This window comes from Serratia sp. CY83965 (genome assembly GCF_052166375.1).
GTDB lineage: Bacteria > Pseudomonadota > Gammaproteobacteria > Enterobacterales > Enterobacteriaceae > Serratia > Serratia marcescens.
This window is the reverse complement of sequence record NZ_JBJNOV010000003.1, coordinates 334,835-356,677: the sequence shown is the minus strand read 5'-3', so window position 1 is coordinate 356,677 and position 21,843 is coordinate 334,835. Positions and strand designations below refer to the sequence as shown.

The following is a 21,843-nucleotide window of genomic DNA, read 5'->3' as shown; positions in this document are numbered from 1 at the left end:
ATTAACCGCCGGTTGGTGGGGTTGGCACGGTGAAGGCACCGGTAACAAACGCTTCAGGTCGTTTGACCGCCAGCGCCACACGCTCTTCGCAACGAATCGAGATCATGTTCTTCTCGAAGTCGTCGGCGTTCTCGGTACTGATCACCACGTTTGCCTCTTCACGGTCAAAGAGCTGTGCACCCGCGCTGAAGGCACCGGTCAGGAATTTACCCAGGAACGCCGCTGACTCCGTCGCGACAACAGGCAAGCCCCAGAGAGTCGGGCCGGTTAGCGCGGCTGGATTGGCGAGGATATAGCGGCCCAGCGAGTCCTTGAGCAGCTCAATCTTGGCCCAGTCAGTGAAGTGCAGCACATGGCCCGTTGATGGGAAACGTGCCAGTTGTGCCTGCAACATTGCCAGGCGCAGATCGTCAATGCCGTTTTGCATCGCAACTTCAAACGCCGCCTTGTACTTCGACGCCTGCGGCATGATGCCTTCCAGGTGTGCGCCAGTGCCGTCACCGAAGAGAATCTCCTGCTCTTCTACATACTTCAGGCCGTAACGCATCTCTGCATCAATGGTCGATTGCAGCTGTGCGAAGTCATCCAGAATCTGCTTGGAGGCTTTAAACATATGGGCCAACGTGCGAACCGGCGTGATCTTTTCAGCGAATTGGATATCGCTGTACGGCTTCGTGGTATTTTCAGGAACGGCGGCGGCCTTGTTGGTGAAGCCGGTTTGTTGCACCCAATAAATCGTGCTGGAGCCGGTGGTGCCTGGTGCGATCAGGTCGCGAATAAACAGGCGTTGTTTCGGCGCGGTATCAATACCCGGCAGGCGTTGCGGGGCCACGATCTGCCCAGGAACATCGGTAGAGATCAGTGTCGCGTTAACCGGAATGCTCAGCCGCTGAGAGGCCTGAATACCAGAGGCAAAGTCTTTCAGCGCTTCTGCCGAAATCACCTGCTGCCCGACCGATTGAACCACTTCAGCCGCGCGGTTCAATGGCATTTGCGCCACATGCTGCTCCAGCTCACCCAACCCAGCCTTCAGCGTTTTTTCTGCCTCCTTCAGGGCGTTCAGTTCGGTCGCCATTTTATCAACGCTGTCCTTCGTCGCTGCGGACAGCTCGCCTGATTTTTTCGCCTCTTTCAGGGCGTCCTCGGCCTTGGCGTTAAATTTGCTGGTTGCATCTTCGATAGATGCGGTGACTTTTTTCAGAATCTCATTAACTTCAGACATAATTTCTCCAAATAATTAGCACGCCGCGCACAGCCCGCTTAACGCGGCGTTCAGCTTGGCAAGGATTTCAGGGGATGGTTCGGTAGCGCTCGGCGTACCCGTCGGATCGGTAACAGCGCTCGGCGTGCTACCTGTTAAGGCTTTCAACAGTTTTCGGCGTTCTGACCGAGGGGTATTAGCCTTGGCCAGTATGGAATCCAGCTTGCGCAATGCTGCCGCCGGTGAGTCCTCATCACTGCTTACCGCATCGGATGACAACAGACTATCGGCCAGCCCTTTCTCGATGGCATCACTGCCGCCGATGTAGCTTTCGCCGTCCATCAACTGCTTGACGGTGTCGCTATCGAGACCGGAGCGGGCAGAGTAAATATCCGCCATTGCGTTATCGAAAGGTTCGAGGTACTCCACCATTGCAGCAAAGTCATGGCGATTACCGATCGCCACCACCCAGCAGTTATGGATCATCAGGAAAGCACCGCGGCCAATTTGAATCTCGTCACCGGCCATCGCAATGATTGAGGCTGCGCTTGCAGCCAGCCCCAACACTTTTACGGTTACTTTGCCCTGGTACTCTCGCAGCAGGTTGTAAATCGCCAGCCCCTCAAACATGTCCCCGCCCGGCGAGTTAATGTTTACGGTAACGTCAGCGCCATTCATTGAGCGCAGCGCACCGGCGATCCGTTTCGCTGTAACGCCTTCTCCCCAGTAATCCTGGCCGATAACGTCGAACACCGAGATAGAATTGTCGTCAGAGGCAGCGGCCTTTAGACCGCCATTCCATCTTTCTAGCGCCGAAGGCAGCGGCTCACAGGTAACGCCCGCGCAGGGACGCCCCGCCGGTGCGACCGGAAGTCGTTTTTTTGTCATGGGGGAATGCTCCTACGCCGCTTTTTTCAGCGGTGACTGGTCTTCAGGAATATCGGGGAAAAGATAATTGTGCAGCCGGGTGATAGTGACAGCCTGAGCGCCGAGGTTGTTCTGTTTCAAGTCCTCAAGCGGGGTCAGGTTAAGCTGCACGGTATAGATTTCACCGCCTGGAATTGGCGGCAGGTTTTCAAGTCGGCGAACATCGTTGCGACTCATCCAGCCATTCTGCAGAGCGGTGGTGTAGTACGCCGCGCGGCCAACACTGTCGGCACGCAACAAACCTTCCACCGAGAACTCTGCAAAGTAATCTTCATCGCTATCGAGCAGGCAACGTGAGATTTCTTGCTCGATGTTCACCAACAGTGGGCGTAGCGTGTTGGTCAGGAAAATCAGGTTCATCCCTTCAACACTCGATGCCCAGCTACTTTGCTTCGTCACATGCCCCACCATGAAAGGCGGCACCCGGAACCAGCGACAGATTTCCTCAATGCTAAAGGCACGGCTCTCCAACATCTGCGCGTCTTCAGGATTCATCGTGACATTCTGGTACGATAAATCCCCCTCCAGCACCATCATTTTACCGGCGTTTTTTGAACCGGCGAACGCGGCTAAGTATTTGCGCAGACGCTCTCGCTGCTCTTTATTCAGCGCAACTTTCGAACTGATGTATCCTGACGTTTGCAGACCGTTTTCAAAGATTTTTGCTGCCGACTCATCAACAGCCATCGCCGCCCCAAACACGTCACGGCCCGAACTCAGCGGCATCATGCCGCAGACACCATCCAGACCAAAGCCGCGAATGTGCATCATCCGGTCTACCGGTATCACACGCTTTTTGCCGTCCTCGGTGTAGGTGTACTGCAACTGCCCGGTATCCAGACGTTTAACCACCATGTTTTGAGGCAACAGCGGATTAAGCGCCACCAGCTTTCTGCCAATCATTTTTTTCTCAATGAAGGCATTTCCTCGCAAACAGATGCTGGCCACCACCATCAACATGAATCGGGACGGCGTCATTTCGAGGTTCGGACGGCGGCACAACACCTGGTATGCCGGGTGATCCTGCGCCAGCTTACGAGAACCATCCGCCTCACGACGATAGACTTTCATCGGTAAAGTGGAAACCGATTCGCTGAGTAACCGAATGCACGCCCATACAGCGGAGAGCTGCATAGCCTTGTCGGCAGTGACCACCTTGCCGCTGCTGCTGGTGCCGAACCATTCTTGCCAGAATGTCCCGGTAGTGAGACTGATAGGAACACCCAGCCAATTTAAAAGGGCGCTTTTAACGCGCCCAGGTTGCTTGTTTTTGCCCATCAGATACCTACCATGATCGGATCATCGAAAAAGCCATCAATATCGCCGTCATCCTCAACAACGCCGTCAGCAGCACCGACGGCCATCGCCAGCCCTACTACGCCATCTATGCGGCCATTACTGCGCCGCTTACTGAATACCCGGTTACCGCTTTTATCTTCTTCAATAACCGCGTTTGCCGCGTTCCAGCGCAGACAAGGATTAAACAGGATGGTGATTTCTTTCTCGGTGATGAGTTGCTCGAGCAGCTCGATTGAGTGCGGCATCCACAAGCCAGACTCCGCCGATTTGCCGAAGCCTTGCCCATGAGGAACCAACGGAACGGTCACCCCTTCATCCAGCAATTCAGGCTCGAGATAATCCATGTGATAGCGGTCGAAGGCGATCGACCGAATATCAAAGAGTGCCGCCAGCTCGGCGATCCGTTTAGAAACGAAGCCGTAATCGATAGCGCTGCCCTTTGGCGCGTGCAGGTACTTTTCACGCACCCAGGAATCATATGGAACGCGGTCATTTCTGGCCCTGTCATGCAGCGTGTCGCGCGGCGTCCAGAACTCCACCAGCGCCGTCTTAATGCGCGGGAAATACAGCCCCAGAGCTGTCAGGTCGCGCTTGCCGGACAAGTCCAGACCGCCAAAACACTCTTCCCCTTTCAGGCTTTCGATATCGAATGTTTTTTCACATGCCATCCAGATATCGCCACCGATCCACGGGTTTTCAGCATCCACCCACTCACAGAAATTAAGGCGCCTGACCAGGCTTTCTTTTGACGGCATGCCTCGCGCATCTTCCACCTGCTCGCGTAAATATTCAGGTTGGAACGTATGCCCCATTGAGGGGTTGGCTTTTGCCCAGCAGGACTCATCCTTGAAAGGATCGTCACCCTCATCCAATGAGCAGATGAACGCAAAGAAGGCATCGTTAACTTTCTGACCGGCGGCTAGTTGTTTGCCGTACTGGTGGTACTCGTAGCAGACGCTGGTTTTATCGTGACCGCTGTTTGTGATCATGAAGATGAGCGCTTGCCTGCGGCCTTTTGTCCCGGCGCGCATCATCTCAACCACTTTGTTGTCTTTGTGCTCATGCACCTCATCAATGAGGCAACAGTGCGGACGCGGCCCTGATTGCCCGTCATCAGAACTGATCGGACGGAAGAAGGAACCCGTTTGTAAAAATGCCAGGTTCCATTCTTTACCGGCCCCGCCGGAGGGATCGATACGCTGAGCCAGCGCCGGGGACTGATTCACCATCGCCACCGCATCACGAAACAAGATCATCGCCTGGTCTTTTTTCGTGGCTGCTGCATAAACTTCAGCACGCGGTTCTTTGTCCGCTACGAGGCAGTAAAGGCCAATCCCTGCGGATAATGGCGACTTGCCAGAGCCTTTGCCTGATTCGATATATGCCGTTCTGAATCGACGCGTGCCGTTTGCTTTTTTCCAGCCAAACAGTGAGCCAACAACAAATGCCTGCCATCCAAGAAGGACGAAAGGCGCTCCTTCATGTTCGCCGCCGTTCAACTTCAGCACCTTGGCAAAGAAGTCAACCACGCGGCCAACAGCATCAACATCCCAATACAGCCCCCGGCTTTCACCTTCGGCTAAATCATTAAGGTGACGTTTGCAGGCGTTTCGGATATCAGGCCCGGCGATAATTCGCCCTTCGGTAACGTCCAGCGCATATTGCGTGGCTGGATCAGGTGCCGAAGAATTCGGCGAGCGGGTCTTCTTCTTTCTCTCCACCATTTACTTTCACCTTTGACCTGGCGGCAGGCGTCAGACCAAACTCCACCAAATAACTTTTGAAGCGGCGATCGGCGTCTGCCAGCATGGCAACCGCAGGGTTAGCCTTAATCAAAAAGCCCCCCTCCGTTTGAACTGTATAAGTTCGGCCCTCGTCGGCGATCGTGTTGCGCAGTTGCAATATATCGGCGTAAATATCGCAGAGCCGCTCAAGCGCAAAAGTATCGGCAACGGTCAGAACGCCCATGCCGTCGAGCAGCACAGTCATTTTTCCCCAGGCCGTTTTCCCCCAGTCCGTCAGGTGCGAAGGTGGGCTGGGAATTTCTCTCGCCGGTTGCGGCTCTTTATCATTAAGTTTACGTTTGCCCGGATTGCCGGTGACCACCTTGAGGTGGGACGGTTTCGGGCGTCGTCCTGCCATCGGAACCTCCCAGAAAAAAAACTTTTCATTTCGCGGTTGTGCGCACAAATGACAAGCGGCGGTCTTTAAGGGCGAGAGGGGTGAACTCTTACCCCGCCCCTCCCCACCGCGTCCAAACGCCGCTGTCAGCGGTTCCAGTGCGACGCAGGGTCAAGCGGCAGGCCGTCGGGCGAGCACCCTATTACCTTGCCGGTCTTCTCCATACGTTGCTTTGTGGAGTCGTGGTGTGGCTTACATAAGCCCTGCCAGTTCTTGCGGCTCCAGAAAAGGTGCTGAGCCTTCTTCATTTCCTCGGGCGTCTTCGCTTCTTTCATGCGGTGCGGCACGATGTGATCCACCACCGTTGCTGGCTCAATACGCCCCATCTGCTGACACATGGCACACAGAGGATTATCCCGCAGGAACACAAGCCGTTCGGCTTGCCATTTGCTGCCGTAGGGTTTCTTGATGCTCATATGGAACTTCCTGCTAGTTAGTTGGATATAACCCCGACGATGTAGCAAACCACCTTATGGGAATTCAGATCGTTTATTCTGTCAAAGGCACTCGATGAATGCCTTTTGCAGAATTTTATAAATTAGGCCAACTGCAGAACGCCGTGCTCTTCCGACTCCGAGTAGGCGATCAGGCCGCTGTACTCCGGCACATGCTTACCATCATCCGCCTCGAACGCATCAATAAGTCCATGCGTAATGGTGTATGACGGCTGACCATCTTCAGCCGCGAACCGTGCCAGCTCTTTGATTTGCTCTTGAGTCAGCACAATCTTGCTGACCTCCATCTCTTCCATGCGGCGGCGCTTCTCTTCTAAATAGCGCTTACGGCGCTCGTAAAACTGCTTGCTCATTGCTCTCTCCCGGCGCTCTGCGCCCACTTGATTAACGCCTCCATGCGTGAGGCGCACACCTTCATTTCGCCTTGTTTGGCGTGCAGTGCTATCACTGCATCACCGAACGTTGTGCCAGTGAACGGCGCGTCATCGCACTGTTGCAGCAGCACCGCTGGCGGCAGGACGTAAATCATCTGCGTGCTCTGCGGCTTTGGCCTGTCCGCGCAGGATGTTGAGAGCAGCACCAGGCAGAGGCTTGTTGCTACAGCCGCTCGCGTCCAGAGCCTCGCGCAATGCTTTGTTTTCTGCATCAGCCTTTCCCCTCAGTTTCCGCTCTTTTTCCAACTGCGCGGCGCTCGCTTGCCGGTCAGCATCTGATGCCTGTTTCATCGCCACCAGCGCTGCATCTTTGGTGTCCAGCTTTTCCACCAGCGAGCCGAGTTCCCTATTGGACTTCTCCAGGTCATCGCGTAGTGAATGCGTATAGAGCACCAGCGCACCAACAAGCAGCGCCACCAGCACAGGCCACGCCTTGATGATTACGTCCCACCGCCAGCTCATGATAGGAACATCCGACGTTCTGCCGCTCGCCGCGTGACAAGGCCATCCAGCCGCTTGCCACCAGCATTAACCCACCGGCCGAATTCGTCCGCTGCACCCTGCTTATCCCCGTCGTTCAACTTCCGAAGCAGCGTTGATGTGCTCAGCGAACGCAGGCCGAGGTTGTAGGCAAAGCTCACCAGCGCGTCGAACTGCCCCTGAGTGATGCGCACCTTCACAAGCTGATTAACCCCCTGTTCATACTGCACAACTCCACACTTCAGCAGCCGGTCGGCAGTGGCCTGATCGATCCTCATGCCGGGCGCAATCTTTTTACCGTCTACCGCTTGCGTCCAACCGTAGCCGATAGTCCAGACGCCTACTGAGTCCGGATACGCTTTCAGCTCCAAGCCCTCGAACCGTTTGATCAGCTCGATGCCGTTTTTACTTATATTCATTGCTATCGCCTGCTTTGTTGAGGAAACGACGCTCCAGCGCCTTAATCAACGATGCACCCGACCATCCCGCCATGCCGCATACGCCACCCATCACTTCAGATGGCCATTCATAATGCAGAGCGATCATCACCATAGTTAACCCGGCGAAGATCGAAACGAAGAGCTGCAGGAACAGCGTGCGCCAACTGAAGGCCTCGCCGTTCAGCACCTTGAATGAGTAGCTCGCAATGGCACCCAGCAGGGTCATGCCGAACGCAATCAGCATTGATAGAATGTTGGGTTCATTCTTCCAGGGCATCTTCATATCCTCCCCCTGTCGGGGCATTCCCCGATCATCGGGTGGTAGAAACGAAAAAAGCCGAGCGTTAGCTCAGCTTTTGTTTTTTTAACTTTAAATTTTACGGTAATAGTAAATATTAGGGTTTATTCATACTGGAGGTATAACCACACCCAATATTTACTTAGAACATTTCAATCCCATAAATTTACCGATTCAGCGAATTGTTTTTTTCCAAACGCATTACCGCCTATAGATTCAAGTATGCCTTCTTTAATAAACTCACATACCTCTGAGTATTTCTCATCAGAATCAATAGGAGAGAAGGTATTCAAACTTTCAATGCTTACTTCTAGAGCATCTCCAGAGAGTGAGATTGAAATTCGCGTGCTTTCATACTTGGGCTTGTTGGGGTCGTCATCAGTAATTGTAAACAGAACAAACCTAGCACCAGAACTAGGGTCTACCGTCAGTTCTTCAGGTTTGGCGTGATTCCCATCTCCAGTACGCGGTGCTAAATCCTGAATAAAAACATATGGACAATCCTTTCCCGCTGAGTCTTTCCATGTTTCATTAGGTAGTTGTAGGGAATCGATATAGATGCTAATGAGCTTCCCTGCACATTCTCTAACTCGCTGTACGTATGCTTTACGCTCTTCTTTTCGGGCTTTGCGCCTTTCTTTGAAGTCATTGAATGTAATCATCGTTCCTTCTCCCAGACAAAGATAGTGAGGCCTTATATTACCTCAAAATTCAACTTGAGAGTTAGCGGCAACACTATCTAATCCTCCCCTAGGGAAAGCCAGGCTCCATCTCTACACAAACATTAAGGCGAAGCCCCATCAACCCAATGCCGACGTAACCCTCAGTAGGGACATCGGTTAATGTTAGATGAGGCTTCGCTTTAATTTTTCCATGAAAAAACCCGCTAGCGGCGGGTTTGGTAATCGACTTGTTACTTCATGCAGCTTCTATTTCCGGCTCACCGTCTTGTTCTTGCTTCTGCTTTATTATTTCTTGGAAGGTTTCGTAAGTATCAACGTTAAACAGTGAAAATGACTCAATTTGATCAACCGGCAGAACATGCCGGAACTGATAAACCGACAAAGGCTCGGAAGTGAGCGTGATACCCTCGCTTTGATAGTGATCAACATAGTTATGCTCGACACAGAACGTCAAGGTATCCTTATGGCGATAACCTGACATAAACGGGATCAACACCAGGGTATTCGTATCAAGCTGGTTGAATCTCGCCTCATCTATCATGCCTACATAGACCTTTCGAGATTTCAAAGTGACCAAAAGCAACAGCCCTTTTTCGATAGACTCCAACAAAATATTTTCTACCGCGCTATGAGCTGCAATCTCTCGAAAGATTTCGACTCGCTTTTGCGGGTCTTTAGAGTTTTTTGTTGCCTGAGATGCCTGACCGATACTGATAAATACTGTGCAGGCGAGGCTTAGCCCCGAGAACATACTCATACCGAAAAATCTGGTTTTCCATAGATCATGAGCAAAAGTAAATTTTTGGTATGGAACCCCAAGATAGGCCAAGATGTTAAGGGCAAACATCAGCAAAAACATGAGGAATACACAAACGCAAGCCAACAAAATGCCGCTGATTAGAAACTCGCCACCTTTGAGAGCAACGTCAAAGTAGGCATTCCAACCAACGGCTTTGTTTTGTTTATACCTTGATGGTAAATGGCATTTGGTGTAGTGATAACCGCAAACCAGAACAATAACGATGAGCGCTGCCCACATTGAAGATTACCTTGTCTTCTTGTCGGTCTTATTTGTGCTCAATCCAGCGATATTGTCAGCAAAAGCTTTCTGGACTTCTGCGTTATTGCGGTTAAGGACGACCGAACCATTGCTGTCGATGAAGAACTTGTCATCATAAGCCTTTTTCGGTGCGTTGTCACAGCTTGAAGTCACGTCCGCGATTTTCTTGAGGATCTTCTCTGGAGAGATGATCGCGCGGGCAACGAGAGTAATTAATCTAGTCATACCATCCTCCTTCTCTCTTCGTTATGTGAACCGTCGACTAACTAAAATACTTTGTCGACTGACTGTAAAGCCATTGTAGTAGCCCGGGCGGCATTAACGCAAGGTTAACTTGTTCACCTTCACGCATTGTTCACAACATTTACAATCCGTTTAAGCGGAGATAGCTGCAACTTCAAAGCAAATTACCACTTAGGTAATGCAAATACCCGACATGTTCGGTGCACAATCGTGCGTTTTTGTGTGGGATACAGATAAGAAATTACCTTTCATTACCATCCTTTCCCCCATTAAAAAACCCGCTCAGTGGCGGGTCATTTTGTTGCATCGCTTGATGGTACAGCTTCGCGAAAGCATACCTGTATTATGCAGTTTCTTTGGCTATTTTCAAGCTATTTTTGCATTTTTCTTCATTTTCGATGCAGATAGCTGCACGAACGGCGACAAAAACCGCAGAATTGAATATTTCAATGCACCAGCGCACGCGGTCATCCACCTGATCGCGTGTCAGCCAGGGGGCGTAATGATTTTGCATATAGCGCCCCAGCACCGACACCGTGTTGTTCCGGCCCGTGTAGAACAGCTTGCCGATGATGTAGACCGGGTTATCGTGCTTCATCGACGCCAGCACCGCTTTTTCCATGAAGTCGCATTCCTCGCCAGCGTCAGCAGCCACCAGCATCGACTCAAGCGAGCGGTGCGGCCAAAGAATTGTGGTCGCCTTCTTCAACTGCTCCTCCCCGCGATACCCAAGTTGGCGCAGGTCGCCCAGCACCTTCACAATTCGCGCAGCGCTTTCGTCGTCCCACTGCTCAGGCATGATTTGCCCCCATACACCACTGCCGCCGCTGCACTTCAACTTCCCATCGGTGTTGCCGCCGTACATATCGCCCCAGGCGTTCAGCAGCGAAGTGATCCACAATGTTTGCAGCCGGGTCAGGCGCTGGTATTTACCCAGGTATTTCTTGCGAGGAACACCGGCAACAGTCGCCCATGCGTTGTGTTTGATTTCTCGTTTCTGTTTTGGGGTCATCATGCTGCCTTCTCCTGCTTCAATGCTTTGCGTTTGGCTTTATACGTGTCGCGGATGCGCTCATAGTCACTGCGGCCCAGCTTGCCGACTTTCGGCGGTGGCCCCATTAACCGGTCAAAACGTGCCTGCCCGATTTTTGCTATCAGGTTAGGGCGGTACTCGCTCAGATTCGCGGATTTGAAGTTGTTGCAGACCGAGCACTGCTTGTGGCAGTTATCTTCATCAAAGCGCAGCTCCGGATGACTCCCGACAGTGCGGTAATGCCCGGCGTGGTATTGGCCTGTGTGGTAGCGCCCACAGCTGATGCATGGCTCGTCGGCATCGCGCTCGCGGATGTAGGCGTTAAATTCGGTCTGCGCCTGGTTGATGAAGTAGCGCAGCGGCTTAACGGCCAGTTTGCGGATTTTCAGCTTGTCCTTACGTTCCCTTTCCTCAAGACGCTTACGCGCGTCACGCTGGTATGCGATAGCGCAGAGCGGGCCACAGACCTTTTGCAGGTACTTCACCGGCGTGAACGTTTCACCGCATTGAGCGCACTTTTTCGCCTTGTACTGCTTCGGCTTAGTTGGTTTTTTCATTGTTTTCCTCGCGGTGGAATACCCACTCGTAGACCTCTGAGCCGTTAAGCAGCAGATCGTTAAAGTCGCCGGATTTCGGCCAGCGCACTGAGACTTGTTGCAGATCGTTCTTTGCCAGCAGATTGGCGCGGGCGCATTCAAACGCCGCAGCGTGGCCGGATGCGTTCTTGTCTGCGTCAGCAAAGATGATCAGGCGTTGCACTCCACGTGGTACGCGGAACTTCTTCATGAAGGTGGTGTTCAGCGTCGCCCAGGTGTTGCATTGCGTGATTTGATGGCAGGACAGCGCGGTTTCGATTCCCTCAGCGATGCCCAGCGTGGTGGACGGCGGGAACATGCGGATAGCGACCGAGCTGGCGTGCTCCAGATAGCTGTCCTCTTGCAGCTTCATCATTTTTTTCGGCGCGCCAGCTACCGTGGCTTTTTTGTCCCCGTCGAGCAGGGTGCGGTGCAGGTAGCACAGTTCGCCTTTGTCGTCCGTTGCCAGCGCATAGATCGATTGGTATTCGCCACCCGCTGCGCGTTGCCGGTCGCAGTAGCGGACGTTGTCTTGTGGCAGACTGGTGATGCCGCGCAGCTTCAGGTAACGGTCTGCGCCGGTGCCTTTCAGGCTGGTCAGCGATGCAAACTTGCAGCTCACGCGCTGGCGTTGCGAGGCTATGCCAGATGAAGGGCCACCAGCTTGATAACCCTCTTCCGGCGAGTAGACGCGGCCAACCAGCTTATCGACCTCTGCCGCCAGCGTTTTAAAGTCCTTGCCGGTTGCCCCGGTCAGCAGCGCCCAACCGTCACCCGCGCCGCATGCGCAGATGTAAGAACCGGTGCCGTTCTTGTCGTCGCAACGATATTTGCCCTTGCGGCCACACAGCGGGCATTCACCCTTAAAATGTTTTTTCCCAGTTACCGGGGGGAGGCCGTAAAACTCGAATATTTTCGGCCAATGGCCGATAGCTGCCTGTTTGGTATTCATGCGGCTTTCCCTTCGTTTTGCTTAGATTTTGCGTAGGCGATCTGCGTTGATTTGATGAAATTGCTCACCACTGGTGTGATGGCCATCGGTGCGTGATACAGCCCTTGCGGCCATACCCCGAATTTTTTGCGGTAGACATGCGAGCACCAGCCGTCACTTACCGGTTTGCCCTGGGCGGCGCGCATGCGTTGGTAGTAGATGATTTGACTCCACCAGGCTTGTTTCACTTCTTTGGTGACAACCTCCTTGGCTTGCTTCACTTTTTTCAGGCCGCGTGACTTATCGGTTTCTACGTCCTCACCAGCGATAGGCTTGAAGCCACATTTCGGGCAGATGTAGACGCCGACCGGCTTAACGTAGTGGCACTGGGTGCATTCTTTCGGCAGGCGCTCAGGCTGATCAGTCTTAACCACGCGCGCGGGCGTTTTCTCCATCCCGTCAGAACTGGCTGGCAGGTAGTCATATTCGATATCGTCGGGATAACCGAGCTTATGCACGGTGCCGGTGTGATCGAAGATGAGGCAGTGATCTTTACCGGGCGCAGTACGCAGGCCACGGCCAAGGCATTGCAGCCAGCGGATTTCTGATTTCGTCGGGCGGGCGTAGATGATGCAGCGGACATCGCTATCAAAACCGGCCACCAGCACGCCGACGTTGACGATGATCTTCGTGATGCCCTGCTCAAACCGGCGGATCGTCATCTGGCGGTCTTCGTGTGGCGTCGCCGCCGTCATCACTTCAACGGTCACACCCACTCTGCTGAATTCAACGGTCACGTAATTTGCGTGGGCCACGTTGACGCAAAAACAAATGGTCGGGCGGTCTTCCCCATTCTCCAGCCAGTTCTTAACGATATCGCCCACCAGCGTCGGGTCGCTCATCACATCTGCAGCCTGCTGTTCTTTGTAGTCTCGGCCATAGCCTGCTTGCTCAGACGTCTCCACTTCGCTCAGGTCTGGGTGCGATGGGGCATAAAATTCGTATTTGCTCAGCGCGCCGATAGCGATCAGCTCTTTCATCGTCGTCGGCTTGATCAGCTTCTGGTAATACGTCCCCAGCCAAGCCGAGAACGGAGTACCGGACAACCCGATCACTTTCACGCCTTTAGCGGTCAGCTCGTCGATGAACTCCAGCATTTTTTTGCGCTTCAGGTGGGCTTCGTCGATGATCAGCAGATCGATGTTGTCGGGGAAGTCGCGGCGGATCAGCGTGTCGGCTGATGCGATTTGAATAAGGCGGCTTGGGTCATAGGCTGGATGGTCGCGCCAGATGTAGCCGATCTCCTCGGCAGGCAAGCCGTACTCAATAAAACGCGTTGCTGTCTGGTCGAGCAGGACGGTATACGGGGCCACAAACATTATGCGCATGTTGCGGCTGATGAACCCGCTGGCGATGAGCGCCGCGATTGCGGTTTTGCCGAACCCGACCGGGGCGTACATCATGAACGAGGCGTATTGCTTCCACGCCGCGCGCAGCATGTTCAGTGCAACTATCTGTTTTTCGCGTGGCTGGATTGTAAGCGTCATCGTTATCTCCTCGTTTAATCGTCTAGCCGTCTAAATGTCCGTTTGGCGTTTTTAAACACTCGATCCCTTAAAGATCTTCTCTCTGGTAAAGCCCGTTCCTTCCCCCACACCCCAACCCGATCACCCCCCTTTCCCCCCTCTTACCCTTCCCCTCTCCCCCGTTTAAAAAAACACCGGCTAAAAAATTCATGCCGCTACCCTGTTTTGCCCCACCAGCGGTGGCGCGGTTGTCATGCCCTGGCCTGCCCGTGAATACCGCTCGACGTACAGCCGCAGGCGCGTGTTAGCCGCTTTGCGGCCTGCGTTCTCCTGCCGGTAAGAAACCTCCTCGGCGTCAAACGCTGTGCGGTAGGCCTCCTCGTAGGCGTGCGCAATCTTCCCGCGCTGCCCGTGCGGTAACTTACCGAGCTGGTCTTGAATCCATGCGGCATCCTCGCGGCAATACACCGCAGGCATGGCGGTTCGAACAAACGATGCAGGCTGCATACGCTTACCCTCCGGTTGTGAAATACAGCAGTCCCTACGGCATAGGAGCGCGCCACTTCGCTGTGTGAATTGGGGTGACTTCCGCCGGGCAGAACACGCTATAGAGCAACAGGATGTGCTCCTGGAACGTCGCGATCAGGCGGTAGGTATTGGCGTCCAGCGCTTTACGCTCGGCGGCGTCTATCTCGCCGTCTTCGGTAAATTTGCGGACAAGTTCGGAGTGCTTGCCGATGTACTCAATCGCTTCCATCAGCTTGGCGTTGATGTCGTCTCGATCGATGTCTTCAACTTCGGGCAGAGGCACATTCACGCTGCGAGACTGGCGGGATACAGCGTCGGCAAAGTGGGTATTGCCACCAGCCTGCTGTAAAACCATGAGCCAGCCGATCGGGAAAATTTGATTGCTGTTTGGGCGAAGGCGGTTAAACAGCGCGTCTTCCGTAACCCCCAGCCACTGTGCGGCCTCAGCATAGCCACCAGGCAGACCAGTGATGATTTTTCGGGCGACACTGACTACCCATTCAGGCTGTTTTTCTGCCTGCCAGTCCGGCGCTTTTTGCTGTGACACAGTTGTAATCCTCGAGCTGTGGTTACTAAGGCTTTAAAATTGCGTGATACTTTCCCCATCAAATTGATGGGCTTGTTTCACGGTGGTTTGTTGGCGGGAAAACATCATCCAACCCGACAGGCTCGCCAAGCTTGTTAAAAATCGCCACGAAACTGCGGCAAGTTTGTATATCCATGCTCCGTCGTCCGGCCTCGTAATGGCCTATTGCACCCGGCGTGCATCCAGCAAGTTGAGCCAGCTCTGACTGCGTAATTCCCAGGCGCTTGCGAATCACTTGTATGTTGTTCATGGTGCCTCCTATTTCGACGAAGTATACATATCGTATTTATTGATCGCAAGTGAAGTATACAAATTGTGTCTCGATAGTGGCTATACAAACCGTATAATTCAGGAATGAATATGAAATGGTATGAAGCAGCCAAGGCCAAAATGAAGGAATCGCGCATTGGCCAAGAGCAACTCGCAGAGCACCTTGGGGTTACCAAAGGTGCCGTCAGTCACTGGCTAAACGGCAGAAGGGAGCCGGGGATAGAAATCATCGCCAACATAATGAATTTTATTGGTTTGAAAGATTTTGTTGTTAACCCTGGCAATTCTCAGCCAGCTTCGCACCACACCGAAACCTCAAACGTTAAATTTGCTGGGCCTTATAAAAAAGGCAGGGAGTATCCGCTGATCAGTTGGGTTCAAGCGGGAGCTTGGGCTGAGGCAATGGAGCCGTATACCGTCGATGAGATCGATGAATGGTTCGAGTCTGATGCAAAAGTTTTCGGTAAGGCGTTCTGGCTACGTGTCGATGGCGACTCTATGACAGCGCCAACAGGGATCAGTATCCCTGAAGGGACATTAGTCCTAATAGATACGGGTCGTGAGGCCGTCAATGGTAGCCTTGTTATAGCCAAGATGGTTGACGCCAATGAAGCCACATTCAAAAAACTCATCATCGACGGCGGGCAAAAATACCTTAAAGGTCTGAACCCTGCATGGCCGATGAAAGAGATCAACGGCAACTGCAAGATTATCGGAGTTGCAATCCAAACCATGATGCGTTTGGTTTAATCAACGCCCGGCACAATGCTGGGCTTTCTCTTAATTCCTGATTCCCTCCCTCAAAGAAACCCATCTCCCTCACTCTAGGGCGAATTCTGCACAAATAATTTTTTAATAAAAATCACTACGATACGTATACTTCTGCATTTTATGTATACATTCCGTATTGCAAGATAAAAATACAATTCGTATACTCACCCCATCAACCCGGAACGCCACCAGCAAAACACCGCCGCAAACGTTACGGGAACGGCAGGAAGCCAACAGGCAACACGCCACGGGGTGAGCGATGCAATCACTCCCCGGCCCCGAGAGGGATCGACCGGTAACGTTCTTTAGGGAAGAAGTGGATTTACCCTGCCGCTGCCAGTTTGGGGCGGTAGGCATAAAACCACTACAGCAGAGGGTTACATGATGGCTACGCAGATTTCTATGCAGCAACTGAAGTCGATTTATGAGCAGTACGGTGCAGACGTATCTGAACGCCAACTGCGGGACACGCTGGAACAATGCAATGAGCAGGCCGACGTAGTTTACAACGACTACAACGGCAACCCGTTGCCGCCACGGACTGCCACAGAATGGGCGCATTGGTTTGCACGCGGCGCGGCGGAAGAACAACTCTGCGAAGGGTTGGCGGCTGATGATTTCCAGCGTAACGCCTACGGCTTCGATTAACAGCGGAGGGTTACACGATGAATAGCGAAATACACCCAGTAGCAGCAGCGGTTGAACCACTTCGCGCCGCCTCCCTGGATCGCGCAGCGAGCGAGGCGCGGGCAGTGATAGAAAGGGTTTGCGGTTGGATGGAGGCTGCGGGCTGGGACGCGCAACAGGCTGCCCCTTACCCGGACAGCCGCCAGAGCCGCCTTGGGTTCCAGCAAGCGAAAGCCCGTTACACACTGGTTCGCTTGCTGACAGAGGAAGCACCAAGTGAAGGCTATCGCAGCTATCGCCCTAATTCGCCTGAGCCGCGAGTGCTTTCCCTTGGCGGTATGGCCCGATTTATCAGTTCCGCGACTGAAAATGCTAATGCGCAATACACGGCATTCATCGCCAAACTAACGGAAAAGGTTGGCGATGTAACCGAAGCCACGCTGACCGGTTCCCATGTGTGGGGACATTCGATTCTGACGGTAGACGGCCCGAACGGCTGCGAGCGCTGGAAAACGCAAATGATCGTGAACGTGTCGAAGCTGGGCAACATGTTCAACCAATGGCCGACCCGCAAAGTCAAGTAATACCCACCGCGCCCTACGGGGCGCAATAGCAGGACTTTCTATGCGCAAAATTGTTTTGACTAACCGCATTCGCCGCCGAGCACGCCGGGAATTGCGCTCACAGCGTCGCCGAGCATTCAAGGCTTATGGCCATTGCAATAAAGCCAGCCTGCTGAATAGCTACGCCCGCTGGTATTTCTAACTCTATCGCGCCATTCGTGGCGCAACAGCAGGACTCGCCATGCAGATCATCTTAACAAAGCGTGAGCGCCGTAAAGCACGTCGGGAATTCCGATCCTTCCGCCGCGTTGCTATCCGAAAATTCGGTAATTGCGATGTTACCAGCTACCTGAACCGCCTGGCGCGCTGGTACTTCTGAAATAAATAGCCCCGGCTGCAGACGCCAATCTTTGCCGGGGCATGACCAGTAGAACGGAGATTCAACATGATCAACCACAATGCTAACACAATCGTTGTAGACGGTATGCGCGTTGTCCCATCCGTGCAGGCCGTTCGCCTCACCTTCTTTGCACGTCTGCGCAAAATCCTCTGCCAGAAAGGCCACCCGCTCTAAATCTTTGCTGTGTGTAGTCTTTGGCGGCCGCCGAGCTTCAACCAACCCAAAGGAGGATGAAGATAATGTTCGTAGGCGAGCCGCCCTTTTTCATAGAGAGAAGAATTCAGGCATCCATTTAACCGTGGAGGGCGTCACCCGGCCCGAGTTCTTCTCTGTATGTGACGAGGAGAAATAGTATGTCTGAAAGCAAATGCACTCCCTTTAGCCAGCAGCTGGCTTATATCAACAAAGGCACCTTAGACCAGGAGCTTACCAAAGCGCTGGCCGAGGTTATTAAAATGGTTCGCGAAACCGGCAAGAAAGGCGCTGTTACTTTGACGCTTAATTGCCAGATGTTGAACAGCCGCGACGAAAACACGATGAAAATCACCCCGAACGTCAAGAAATCCATTCCTGAGCTGGATCGGGCTGACACCATTATGTTCTCAACCGCCGATGGCGATTTAATGCGTGATGATCCTTCTCAAGTGCAAATGGATTTGAAAGTCATTGATACAGCCCCCGCCGCAGCGCCTATTAAGCTGCAAGCCAACGGCTAATTAATTTAGCCAGCAACGTTAATATTAATTAAGGAAAATAGCATGCAAGAACTTGCAAGCCTCGCTAATAGCTCTGTACGCGAAATTCAGGAATTGGCACTGACCGCGTTCACGCCGAAAACTGATATCCCGGTAGCGGTGGTTCCTGACAACCATGAAGTAAAAACGCTCGAGCATTTTCAGCTTCAACCTTCGCTGATTCGTCAGGCGGTACGTCTTATTTCGGTGTCCTCGCTGATCGCCTACGTTCAAAAGTTCGCTGATCCGCGTACTGCAATCTTCGCCGACAAATCTGAAACCCGCATTGAGGCCGTGCTGGATTACCACTCTGCGGCAAACTCACCAGAGTGGGCAAAACATCGCGCTGTGTACGACTGCCCCTATTCCGATGAATGGCAGGAGTGGGCATCCCGTGACAAGCATCCCATGAACCAGACCGATTTTGCAGAGTTCCTGGAAAACCACATCCAAGATATCGCGCCGATCAGTGATAACTATAAAGGCCCATCCGGTACAGAACTGCTCGAAATGGTGCTGGCTTTCCAAGAGACGCGTAAAGCTGAGTTCAAGTCTGTGCGTCGCCTGCAGGACGGTACGTTCCAGATGTCCTACAGCGATGAAAAGGATGGCTCTGGTAATACTTCCCTGCCTGAAAAAATCAGTCTGGCTATCGCACCATTCCACAACGGCGCGCCTTACCAGGTTGAGGCCCGTATCCGCTACCGCCTGAAAGACGGCGGCTTAGCTCTTTGGTACGAACTTATCGAACCGAAAAAAATCGTTGAGCACGCTTTTACTGAGATCGTCGTAGACCTGGAAAACCAGCTCGAAAACATCCCGGTTTATGAAGGCTCAATTAAATAAAGTGCAGTCTTATGCGCCACCGTGTGTGGCGCATAGTGAAGCATTTTCACCCCCTCAGAATGGAAGATAATTATGGCAACTTTAAGTCAGCGTTATGCAGCTCGTGAAAGTATTGGTTCTGATATTTCTACCCGGAAAACTTTTTTAGTTCCCCTCAATGAAATTTATGCCGAGGAAGGCTATAACGTCCGTGAATTAAACCAAGCGCATGTTGAAGAATTTAGGGACGCGTTTATTGCTGGGGAGTTTATTCCGCCGCTGGCTGTCGAAATAACAGAGCAAGGCGTGAAAGTTATCGACGGTCACCACCGCTTCCACGGCGCGTTGCTGGCTACTGCTGCCGGTCATGAAGTGAAACGCCTTGAGTGTAAAGATTTCGAAGGCACCGAGGCCGATAAAATCGCATTCATGGTCACCAGCTCACAAGGGCTGGCGCTTACCCCTATAGAGCGCGGCGCGGCTTACCTACGCCTGGTTAATCAGGGTTGGACTAACGCGGAGATCGCCAAGAAAGTTAAGCGTTCTGAGTCCGATATCCTCCAGCACCTGCAATTGCAGGAATGCAGCCCCTACATCAAGAGCCTGGTGCGCGCGGGTTCCATTAACTATGCCCTGGCTATTCAAATTAACCGCGAGCATGGCGTATACGCCGACCGTGAAGCCGCGCGCTTAATGAAAAAAGCCGAGGATGCAGGTAAGACAAAAATCACCAAGAGCGTCGCTCAGCCACAATTTAGCGCCAAGAAAGCCCGGCGATTGCTTGAGCTGCTGTTTGATGCTGTGCCAATCGTTCAAGGCGATACAGATTCGCTGATGTTGGCTAAAGGCGTTAAGGACGAGGTCATGAAGATAATTAATGATTATCGCAATGAAGGCCACCAGCAATGAGTATCAACCTGAATAATGCGCCTTTGTGGATTACTGCAAAGGCGCTGGAAAAATTAAAACAGTTCCGCGCCGGTCGATTATTCCCCAAAAGAACCTATGGCAAGAAATACCTGACCCTTCGTGTAAATAAACGCTGGCGCTTACTTTCAAAAGACGACGGACATAATTGGCAATTGCTTACCCACAATGATTACAACTGCGTGATCGATAAATAGAGGGAGTGGTAATGATCCACTATCACGGCGGCCCTATTACGCCTGATACGTGCGCTATGAAAGCCTGGCGTGCGCGGCATGCGTTTATCTCTTTTGTGCACGACAGTCAGCTCGGGTTGGCTGCTGAAATCTGCCAGTCGTTTGCCATCGACAACGGCGCGTTTTCTGCGTGGAAGGCGGCAGGCAAAAACAAAATTGACTGGTCGGATTATTACGCGTTTGTTGAGCGCTGGAAAAATCACCCTGGATTCGACTTTGCGATTATCCCCGATGTGATCGACGGTGGCGCAGCTGAGAACGATGCATTGCTCGGCGAGTGGCCGCACGGAAAATTCGTCGGCGTGCCGGTATGGCACATGAACGAATCAGACGATCGGTTTATCCGTCTATGCCATGAGTATCCCCGCGTTGCCATCGGCAGCTGCGGCGAGTATGACGTGCGCAGGCCAGTGCTTGCAGTTACACGGATGAAAGACATTATCCGGCACGTTGTCGATAAGCACGGCCAGCCGATTTGCAAGTTGCACGGACTACGCATGCTGAACCCACAGATATTCACGAAATTGCCGCTCTCCAGTGCTGACAGCACGAACGTAGCCCGCAACATCGGCATCGATAAAAAGTGGAAAGGTGCGTATTCGCCAGCGTCGAAAGAAACGCGGGCAGCAGTTCTGGCTGAGCGAATCGAGGCATTTAACAGCCCAGGCACGCTCGAATACAACGCAGAGGCTGAACGATTCACACCTCAGCTCTCACTGGAGGTTTAACGTGGGTAAGTTCATGCAATCCTTCATCCCGCGTCGCCAGTTTAAGCACAACCCAGAACGCTTCAATGTGCTTTCGAGCGGTGGCGGAACCCAGAGCAACGCAATGATCTGCCTGATTCATGCTGGCGTCTTGCCAAAGCCCGACGTGATCGTTATGTCGGACACCGAGCGCGAAGCAAGCAACGTTTTTACATACCAAGCCAAGCATATCAAGGTGCTTTGCGATGAAGTCGGCATCGAATATCACATCGTTCCGAAAAGCCTTTACGCCACCTACGACATCGTCGGGCCAGATGAAGATGAGCCATTGCCTGGATACTTCTCCACGCGGAACGGACGTGACAAGGACGGGGGGTGTACAGGCAAAAAGCCCGCCTTCTGTAGTGATAAGTGGAAGCGCGAGGTAATTCAGCGATTCCTCAATGATAAATACGGAGAAAGGTATCTCACAAAGCGCGGCGTTGATATGTGGATGGGGATCAGTATTGAAGAGGCGGCGCGTCGCATGAAGGTCACAGATGGGAAATGGCGCCGCCGTTATCCACTCATCGACATGATGCTGACAAAGCAGATGTGCATCCAGTGCGTAGAAGATTACGGCCTCCCAACGCCACCCGCATCGCTCTGCTGGATGTGCCCAAACCGCGATGACGACCTGTGGTTGTTCATGAAAGAGAACGTTCCTGAAGACTTCCAGCGGGCCTGCGAGCATGAGAGGGAGATCCAGAAAATTTGGCCGTGGTTGTGGCTGACAAAATATGGTGTCCCACTTGCTGAGGCACCACTAAAACCAAGCGGCGGCAAAGGCGCTCAGATGGATTTGGTGCAGTTCTGTGATTCTGGAATGTGTTTTGTATAGGGCCGAGGCCTAGGAGAAAGAAC

At 52.8% G+C, this 21,843-nt stretch carries 32 protein-coding genes; 10 read left to right on the top strand and 22 right to left on the bottom strand.

Annotated elements, in window-relative coordinates; translation table 11 throughout:
- Position 1 precedes the first annotated feature (1 nt).
- From ACJ8PL_RS09640 to ACJ8PL_RS09540, 21 genes are all read right to left on the bottom strand, one after another.
- Complete coding sequence (locus ACJ8PL_RS09640; RefSeq protein WP_442531112.1) at positions 2 to 1,222, bottom strand: phage major capsid protein; 1,221 nt, start codon at positions 1,220 to 1,222, stop codon at positions 2 to 4.
- 15 nt (positions 1,223 to 1,237) lie between these two features.
- Complete coding sequence (locus tag ACJ8PL_RS09635) at positions 1,238 to 2,089, bottom strand: head maturation protease, ClpP-related (protein WP_033655091.1); 852 nt, start codon at positions 2,087 to 2,089, stop codon at positions 1,238 to 1,240.
- 12 nt (positions 2,090 to 2,101) lie between these two features.
- Complete coding sequence (locus ACJ8PL_RS09630; protein WP_342182650.1) at positions 2,102 to 3,406, bottom strand: phage portal protein; 1,305 nt, start codon at positions 3,404 to 3,406, stop codon at positions 2,102 to 2,104.
- Positions 3,406 to 5,151 (bottom strand): terminase large subunit, encoded by a 1,746-nt coding sequence (locus ACJ8PL_RS09625; RefSeq protein ID WP_019453554.1) that lies wholly within the window; start codon positions 5,149 to 5,151, stop codon positions 3,406 to 3,408. Before ACJ8PL_RS09625 ends, ACJ8PL_RS09630 begins: the two co-directional genes overlap by 1 nt.
- On the bottom strand, positions 5,102 to 5,569 hold the full coding sequence (locus ACJ8PL_RS09620) for a phage terminase small subunit P27 family (protein WP_047574388.1): 468 nt from the start codon (positions 5,567 to 5,569) through the stop codon (positions 5,102 to 5,104). Before ACJ8PL_RS09620 ends, ACJ8PL_RS09625 begins: the two co-directional genes overlap by 50 nt.
- 125 nt (positions 5,570 to 5,694) lie before the next feature.
- Positions 5,695 to 6,024 (bottom strand): HNH endonuclease, encoded by a 330-nt coding sequence (locus tag ACJ8PL_RS09615; protein WP_442522726.1) that lies wholly within the window; start codon positions 6,022 to 6,024, stop codon positions 5,695 to 5,697.
- Between the two features lie 122 nt (positions 6,025 to 6,146).
- Positions 6,147 to 6,350: a hypothetical protein gene (locus ACJ8PL_RS09610; RefSeq protein ID WP_110621455.1), complete on the bottom strand. Its 204-nt coding sequence runs from the start codon at positions 6,348 to 6,350 to the stop codon at positions 6,147 to 6,149.
- Between the two features lie 62 nt (positions 6,351 to 6,412).
- A complete protein-coding gene (gene lysC / locus ACJ8PL_RS09605; RefSeq protein ID WP_442531111.1) occupies positions 6,413 to 6,592 on the bottom strand; it encodes an Rz1-like lysis system protein LysC in 180 nt (59 codons plus the stop codon).
- A complete protein-coding gene (locus ACJ8PL_RS09600) occupies positions 6,546 to 6,959 on the bottom strand; it encodes a DUF2570 domain-containing protein (RefSeq protein ID WP_108681524.1) in 414 nt (137 codons plus the stop codon). The genes lysC and ACJ8PL_RS09600 overlap by 47 nt, the downstream gene beginning before the upstream one ends.
- Complete coding sequence (locus ACJ8PL_RS09595) at positions 6,956 to 7,396, bottom strand: lysozyme (protein ID WP_171454585.1); 441 nt, start codon at positions 7,394 to 7,396, stop codon at positions 6,956 to 6,958. The genes ACJ8PL_RS09600 and ACJ8PL_RS09595 overlap by 4 nt, the downstream gene beginning before the upstream one ends.
- The gene (locus ACJ8PL_RS09590) at positions 7,383 to 7,700 is read right to left on the bottom strand and encodes a phage holin family protein (protein ID WP_442531110.1); all 318 of its coding nucleotides are present in this window, start codon (positions 7,698 to 7,700) and stop codon (positions 7,383 to 7,385) included. The genes ACJ8PL_RS09595 and ACJ8PL_RS09590 overlap by 14 nt, the downstream gene beginning before the upstream one ends.
- Before the next feature lie 167 nt (positions 7,701 to 7,867).
- Positions 7,868 to 8,377: a hypothetical protein gene (locus ACJ8PL_RS09585; protein ID WP_442531109.1), complete on the bottom strand. Its 510-nt coding sequence runs from the start codon at positions 8,375 to 8,377 to the stop codon at positions 7,868 to 7,870.
- 256 nt (positions 8,378 to 8,633) lie between these two features.
- Positions 8,634 to 9,437 carry a hypothetical protein gene (locus tag ACJ8PL_RS09580; protein ID WP_442531108.1) on the bottom strand — a complete coding sequence of 268 codons (804 nt, stop codon included), beginning with the start codon at positions 9,435 to 9,437 and terminating at the stop codon, positions 8,634 to 8,636.
- A gap of 6 nt (positions 9,438 to 9,443) precedes the next feature.
- Positions 9,444 to 9,683: a hypothetical protein gene (locus ACJ8PL_RS09575; RefSeq protein WP_060559925.1), complete on the bottom strand. Its 240-nt coding sequence runs from the start codon at positions 9,681 to 9,683 to the stop codon at positions 9,444 to 9,446.
- 361 nt (positions 9,684 to 10,044) lie between these two features.
- The gene (locus ACJ8PL_RS09570) at positions 10,045 to 10,716 is read right to left on the bottom strand and encodes a hypothetical protein (protein WP_442531107.1); all 672 of its coding nucleotides are present in this window, start codon (positions 10,714 to 10,716) and stop codon (positions 10,045 to 10,047) included.
- The gene (locus tag ACJ8PL_RS09565) at positions 10,713 to 11,291 is read right to left on the bottom strand and encodes a recombination protein NinG (protein WP_063990587.1); all 579 of its coding nucleotides are present in this window, start codon (positions 11,289 to 11,291) and stop codon (positions 10,713 to 10,715) included. The genes ACJ8PL_RS09570 and ACJ8PL_RS09565 overlap by 4 nt, the downstream gene beginning before the upstream one ends.
- Positions 11,275 to 12,261 (bottom strand): toprim domain-containing protein, encoded by a 987-nt coding sequence (locus tag ACJ8PL_RS09560; protein WP_197766042.1) that lies wholly within the window; start codon positions 12,259 to 12,261, stop codon positions 11,275 to 11,277. Before ACJ8PL_RS09560 ends, ACJ8PL_RS09565 begins: the two co-directional genes overlap by 17 nt.
- Positions 12,258 to 13,787, bottom strand: a complete 1,530-nt coding sequence (locus tag ACJ8PL_RS09555) for a DEAD/DEAH box helicase (protein WP_046687494.1) — start codon at positions 13,785 to 13,787, stop codon at positions 12,258 to 12,260. The genes ACJ8PL_RS09560 and ACJ8PL_RS09555 overlap by 4 nt, the downstream gene beginning before the upstream one ends.
- Before the next feature lie 186 nt (positions 13,788 to 13,973).
- Entirely contained in the window at positions 13,974 to 14,273 is a 300-nt protein-coding gene (locus tag ACJ8PL_RS09550) for a hypothetical protein (RefSeq protein ID WP_033653818.1), read from the bottom strand.
- A 34-nt stretch (positions 14,274 to 14,307) separates the two neighbouring features.
- Entirely contained in the window at positions 14,308 to 14,841 is a 534-nt protein-coding gene (locus ACJ8PL_RS09545) for a YmfL family putative regulatory protein (protein ID WP_149559508.1), read from the bottom strand.
- A gap of 58 nt (positions 14,842 to 14,899) precedes the next feature.
- Positions 14,900 to 15,130, bottom strand: coding sequence for a helix-turn-helix transcriptional regulator (locus tag ACJ8PL_RS09540; protein WP_072008241.1), 231 nt, complete (start codon positions 15,128 to 15,130; stop codon positions 14,900 to 14,902).
- A gap of 104 nt (positions 15,131 to 15,234) precedes the next feature.
- On the opposite strand from ACJ8PL_RS09540, the gene ACJ8PL_RS09535 reads away from it, so the two are divergent.
- From ACJ8PL_RS09535 to ACJ8PL_RS09520, 4 genes are all read left to right on the top strand, one after another.
- Complete coding sequence (locus tag ACJ8PL_RS09535; protein WP_033653816.1) at positions 15,235 to 15,900, top strand: LexA family protein; 666 nt, start codon at positions 15,235 to 15,237, stop codon at positions 15,898 to 15,900.
- A 402-nt stretch (positions 15,901 to 16,302) separates the two neighbouring features.
- The gene (locus ACJ8PL_RS09530; RefSeq protein WP_442531105.1) at positions 16,303 to 16,569 is read left to right on the top strand and encodes a hypothetical protein; all 267 of its coding nucleotides are present in this window, start codon (positions 16,303 to 16,305) and stop codon (positions 16,567 to 16,569) included.
- A 17-nt stretch (positions 16,570 to 16,586) separates the two neighbouring features.
- Entirely contained in the window at positions 16,587 to 17,132 is a 546-nt protein-coding gene (locus ACJ8PL_RS09525; protein WP_139375489.1) for a hypothetical protein, read from the top strand.
- Positions 17,133 to 17,172: 40 nt separating this feature from the next.
- Complete coding sequence (locus ACJ8PL_RS09520) at positions 17,173 to 17,313, top strand: hypothetical protein (protein ID WP_188265704.1); 141 nt, start codon at positions 17,173 to 17,175, stop codon at positions 17,311 to 17,313.
- Positions 17,314 to 17,364: 51 nt separating this feature from the next.
- Here ACJ8PL_RS09520 and ACJ8PL_RS09515 read toward each other — a convergent pair whose 3' ends face one another.
- Positions 17,365 to 17,676, bottom strand: coding sequence for a hypothetical protein (locus ACJ8PL_RS09515; RefSeq protein ID WP_164033980.1), 312 nt, complete (start codon positions 17,674 to 17,676; stop codon positions 17,365 to 17,367).
- Positions 17,677 to 17,864: 188 nt separating this feature from the next.
- Here ACJ8PL_RS09515 and ACJ8PL_RS09510 point away from each other — a divergent pair, with 188 nt between their 5' ends.
- From ACJ8PL_RS09510 to ACJ8PL_RS09485, 6 genes are all read left to right on the top strand, one after another.
- Positions 17,865 to 18,227 carry a hypothetical protein gene (locus ACJ8PL_RS09510; protein ID WP_442531104.1) on the top strand — a complete coding sequence of 121 codons (363 nt, stop codon included), beginning with the start codon at positions 17,865 to 17,867 and terminating at the stop codon, positions 18,225 to 18,227.
- A 42-nt stretch (positions 18,228 to 18,269) separates the two neighbouring features.
- On the top strand, positions 18,270 to 19,091 hold the full coding sequence (locus ACJ8PL_RS09505; protein ID WP_442531103.1) for a YfdQ family protein: 822 nt from the start codon (positions 18,270 to 18,272) through the stop codon (positions 19,089 to 19,091).
- A 72-nt stretch (positions 19,092 to 19,163) separates the two neighbouring features.
- A complete protein-coding gene (locus tag ACJ8PL_RS09500) occupies positions 19,164 to 19,979 on the top strand; it encodes a ParB/RepB/Spo0J family partition protein (RefSeq protein ID WP_442531102.1) in 816 nt (271 codons plus the stop codon).
- On the top strand, positions 19,976 to 20,194 hold the full coding sequence (locus ACJ8PL_RS09495; protein ID WP_442531101.1) for a ParE family toxin-like protein: 219 nt from the start codon (positions 19,976 to 19,978) through the stop codon (positions 20,192 to 20,194). Before ACJ8PL_RS09500 ends, ACJ8PL_RS09495 begins: the two co-directional genes overlap by 4 nt.
- A gap of 11 nt (positions 20,195 to 20,205) precedes the next feature.
- Positions 20,206 to 20,961, top strand: coding sequence for a hypothetical protein (locus ACJ8PL_RS09490; protein WP_442531100.1), 756 nt, complete (start codon positions 20,206 to 20,208; stop codon positions 20,959 to 20,961).
- Position 20,962: 1 nt separating this feature from the next.
- Positions 20,963 to 21,820: a hypothetical protein gene (locus ACJ8PL_RS09485; RefSeq protein WP_442531099.1), complete on the top strand. Its 858-nt coding sequence runs from the start codon at positions 20,963 to 20,965 to the stop codon at positions 21,818 to 21,820.
- Positions 21,821 to 21,843 lie beyond the last annotated feature (23 nt).

Bases quoted from the DNA above. Each gene is read 5' to 3' on its own strand.
- ACJ8PL_RS09525 (WP_139375489.1), top strand. From the start codon at position 16,587: ATGAATAGCGAAATACACCCAGTAGCAGCAGCGGTTGAACCACTTCGC.
- ACJ8PL_RS09490 (WP_442531100.1), top strand. From the start codon at position 20,206: ATGATCCACTATCACGGCGGCCCTATTACGCCTGATACGTGCGCTATG.
- ACJ8PL_RS09535 (WP_033653816.1), top strand. From the start codon at position 15,235: ATGAATATGAAATGGTATGAAGCAGCCAAGGCCAAAATGAAGGAATCG.
- ACJ8PL_RS09585 (WP_442531109.1), bottom strand. From the start codon at position 8,377: ATGATTACATTCAATGACTTCAAAGAAAGGCGCAAAGCCCGAAAAGAA.
- ACJ8PL_RS09500 (WP_442531102.1), top strand. From the start codon at position 19,164: ATGGCAACTTTAAGTCAGCGTTATGCAGCTCGTGAAAGTATTGGTTCT.
- ACJ8PL_RS09625 (WP_019453554.1), bottom strand. From the start codon at position 5,151: ATGGTGGAGAGAAAGAAGAAGACCCGCTCGCCGAATTCTTCGGCACCT.
- lysC (WP_442531111.1), bottom strand. From the start codon at position 6,592: ATGATTTACGTCCTGCCGCCAGCGGTGCTGCTGCAACAGTGCGATGAC.
- ACJ8PL_RS09575 (WP_060559925.1), bottom strand. From the start codon at position 9,683: ATGACTAGATTAATTACTCTCGTTGCCCGCGCGATCATCTCTCCAGAG.
- ACJ8PL_RS09630 (WP_342182650.1), bottom strand. From the start codon at position 3,406: ATGGGCAAAAACAAGCAACCTGGGCGCGTTAAAAGCGCCCTTTTAAAT.
- ACJ8PL_RS09510 (WP_442531104.1), top strand. From the start codon at position 17,865: ATGTCTGAAAGCAAATGCACTCCCTTTAGCCAGCAGCTGGCTTATATC.
- ACJ8PL_RS09530 (WP_442531105.1), top strand. From the start codon at position 16,303: ATGATGGCTACGCAGATTTCTATGCAGCAACTGAAGTCGATTTATGAG.
- ACJ8PL_RS09505 (WP_442531103.1), top strand. From the start codon at position 18,270: ATGCAAGAACTTGCAAGCCTCGCTAATAGCTCTGTACGCGAAATTCAG.
- ACJ8PL_RS09590 (WP_442531110.1), bottom strand. From the start codon at position 7,700: ATGAAGATGCCCTGGAAGAATGAACCCAACATTCTATCAATGCTGATT.
- ACJ8PL_RS09540 (WP_072008241.1), bottom strand. From the start codon at position 15,130: ATGAACAACATACAAGTGATTCGCAAGCGCCTGGGAATTACGCAGTCA.
- ACJ8PL_RS09580 (WP_442531108.1), bottom strand. From the start codon at position 9,437: ATGTGGGCAGCGCTCATCGTTATTGTTCTGGTTTGCGGTTATCACTAC.
- ACJ8PL_RS09495 (WP_442531101.1), top strand. From the start codon at position 19,976: ATGAGTATCAACCTGAATAATGCGCCTTTGTGGATTACTGCAAAGGCG.
- ACJ8PL_RS09635 (WP_033655091.1), bottom strand. From the start codon at position 2,089: ATGACAAAAAAACGACTTCCGGTCGCACCGGCGGGGCGTCCCTGCGCG.
- ACJ8PL_RS09550 (WP_033653818.1), bottom strand. From the start codon at position 14,273: ATGCAGCCTGCATCGTTTGTTCGAACCGCCATGCCTGCGGTGTATTGC.
- ACJ8PL_RS09600 (WP_108681524.1), bottom strand. From the start codon at position 6,959: ATGAGCTGGCGGTGGGACGTAATCATCAAGGCGTGGCCTGTGCTGGTG.
- ACJ8PL_RS09615 (WP_442522726.1), bottom strand. From the start codon at position 6,024: ATGAGCATCAAGAAACCCTACGGCAGCAAATGGCAAGCCGAACGGCTT.
- ACJ8PL_RS09555 (WP_046687494.1), bottom strand. From the start codon at position 13,787: ATGACGCTTACAATCCAGCCACGCGAAAAACAGATAGTTGCACTGAAC.
- ACJ8PL_RS09565 (WP_063990587.1), bottom strand. From the start codon at position 11,291: ATGAAAAAACCAACTAAGCCGAAGCAGTACAAGGCGAAAAAGTGCGCT.
- ACJ8PL_RS09560 (WP_197766042.1), bottom strand. From the start codon at position 12,261: ATGAATACCAAACAGGCAGCTATCGGCCATTGGCCGAAAATATTCGAG.
- ACJ8PL_RS09520 (WP_188265704.1), top strand. From the start codon at position 17,173: ATGCGCAAAATTGTTTTGACTAACCGCATTCGCCGCCGAGCACGCCGG.
- ACJ8PL_RS09620 (WP_047574388.1), bottom strand. From the start codon at position 5,569: ATGGCAGGACGACGCCCGAAACCGTCCCACCTCAAGGTGGTCACCGGC.
- ACJ8PL_RS09640 (WP_442531112.1), bottom strand. From the start codon at position 1,222: ATGTCTGAAGTTAATGAGATTCTGAAAAAAGTCACCGCATCTATCGAA.
- ACJ8PL_RS09595 (WP_171454585.1), bottom strand. From the start codon at position 7,396: ATGAATATAAGTAAAAACGGCATCGAGCTGATCAAACGGTTCGAGGGC.
- ACJ8PL_RS09610 (WP_110621455.1), bottom strand. From the start codon at position 6,350: ATGGAGGTCAGCAAGATTGTGCTGACTCAAGAGCAAATCAAAGAGCTG.
- ACJ8PL_RS09570 (WP_442531107.1), bottom strand. From the start codon at position 10,716: ATGATGACCCCAAAACAGAAACGAGAAATCAAACACAACGCATGGGCG.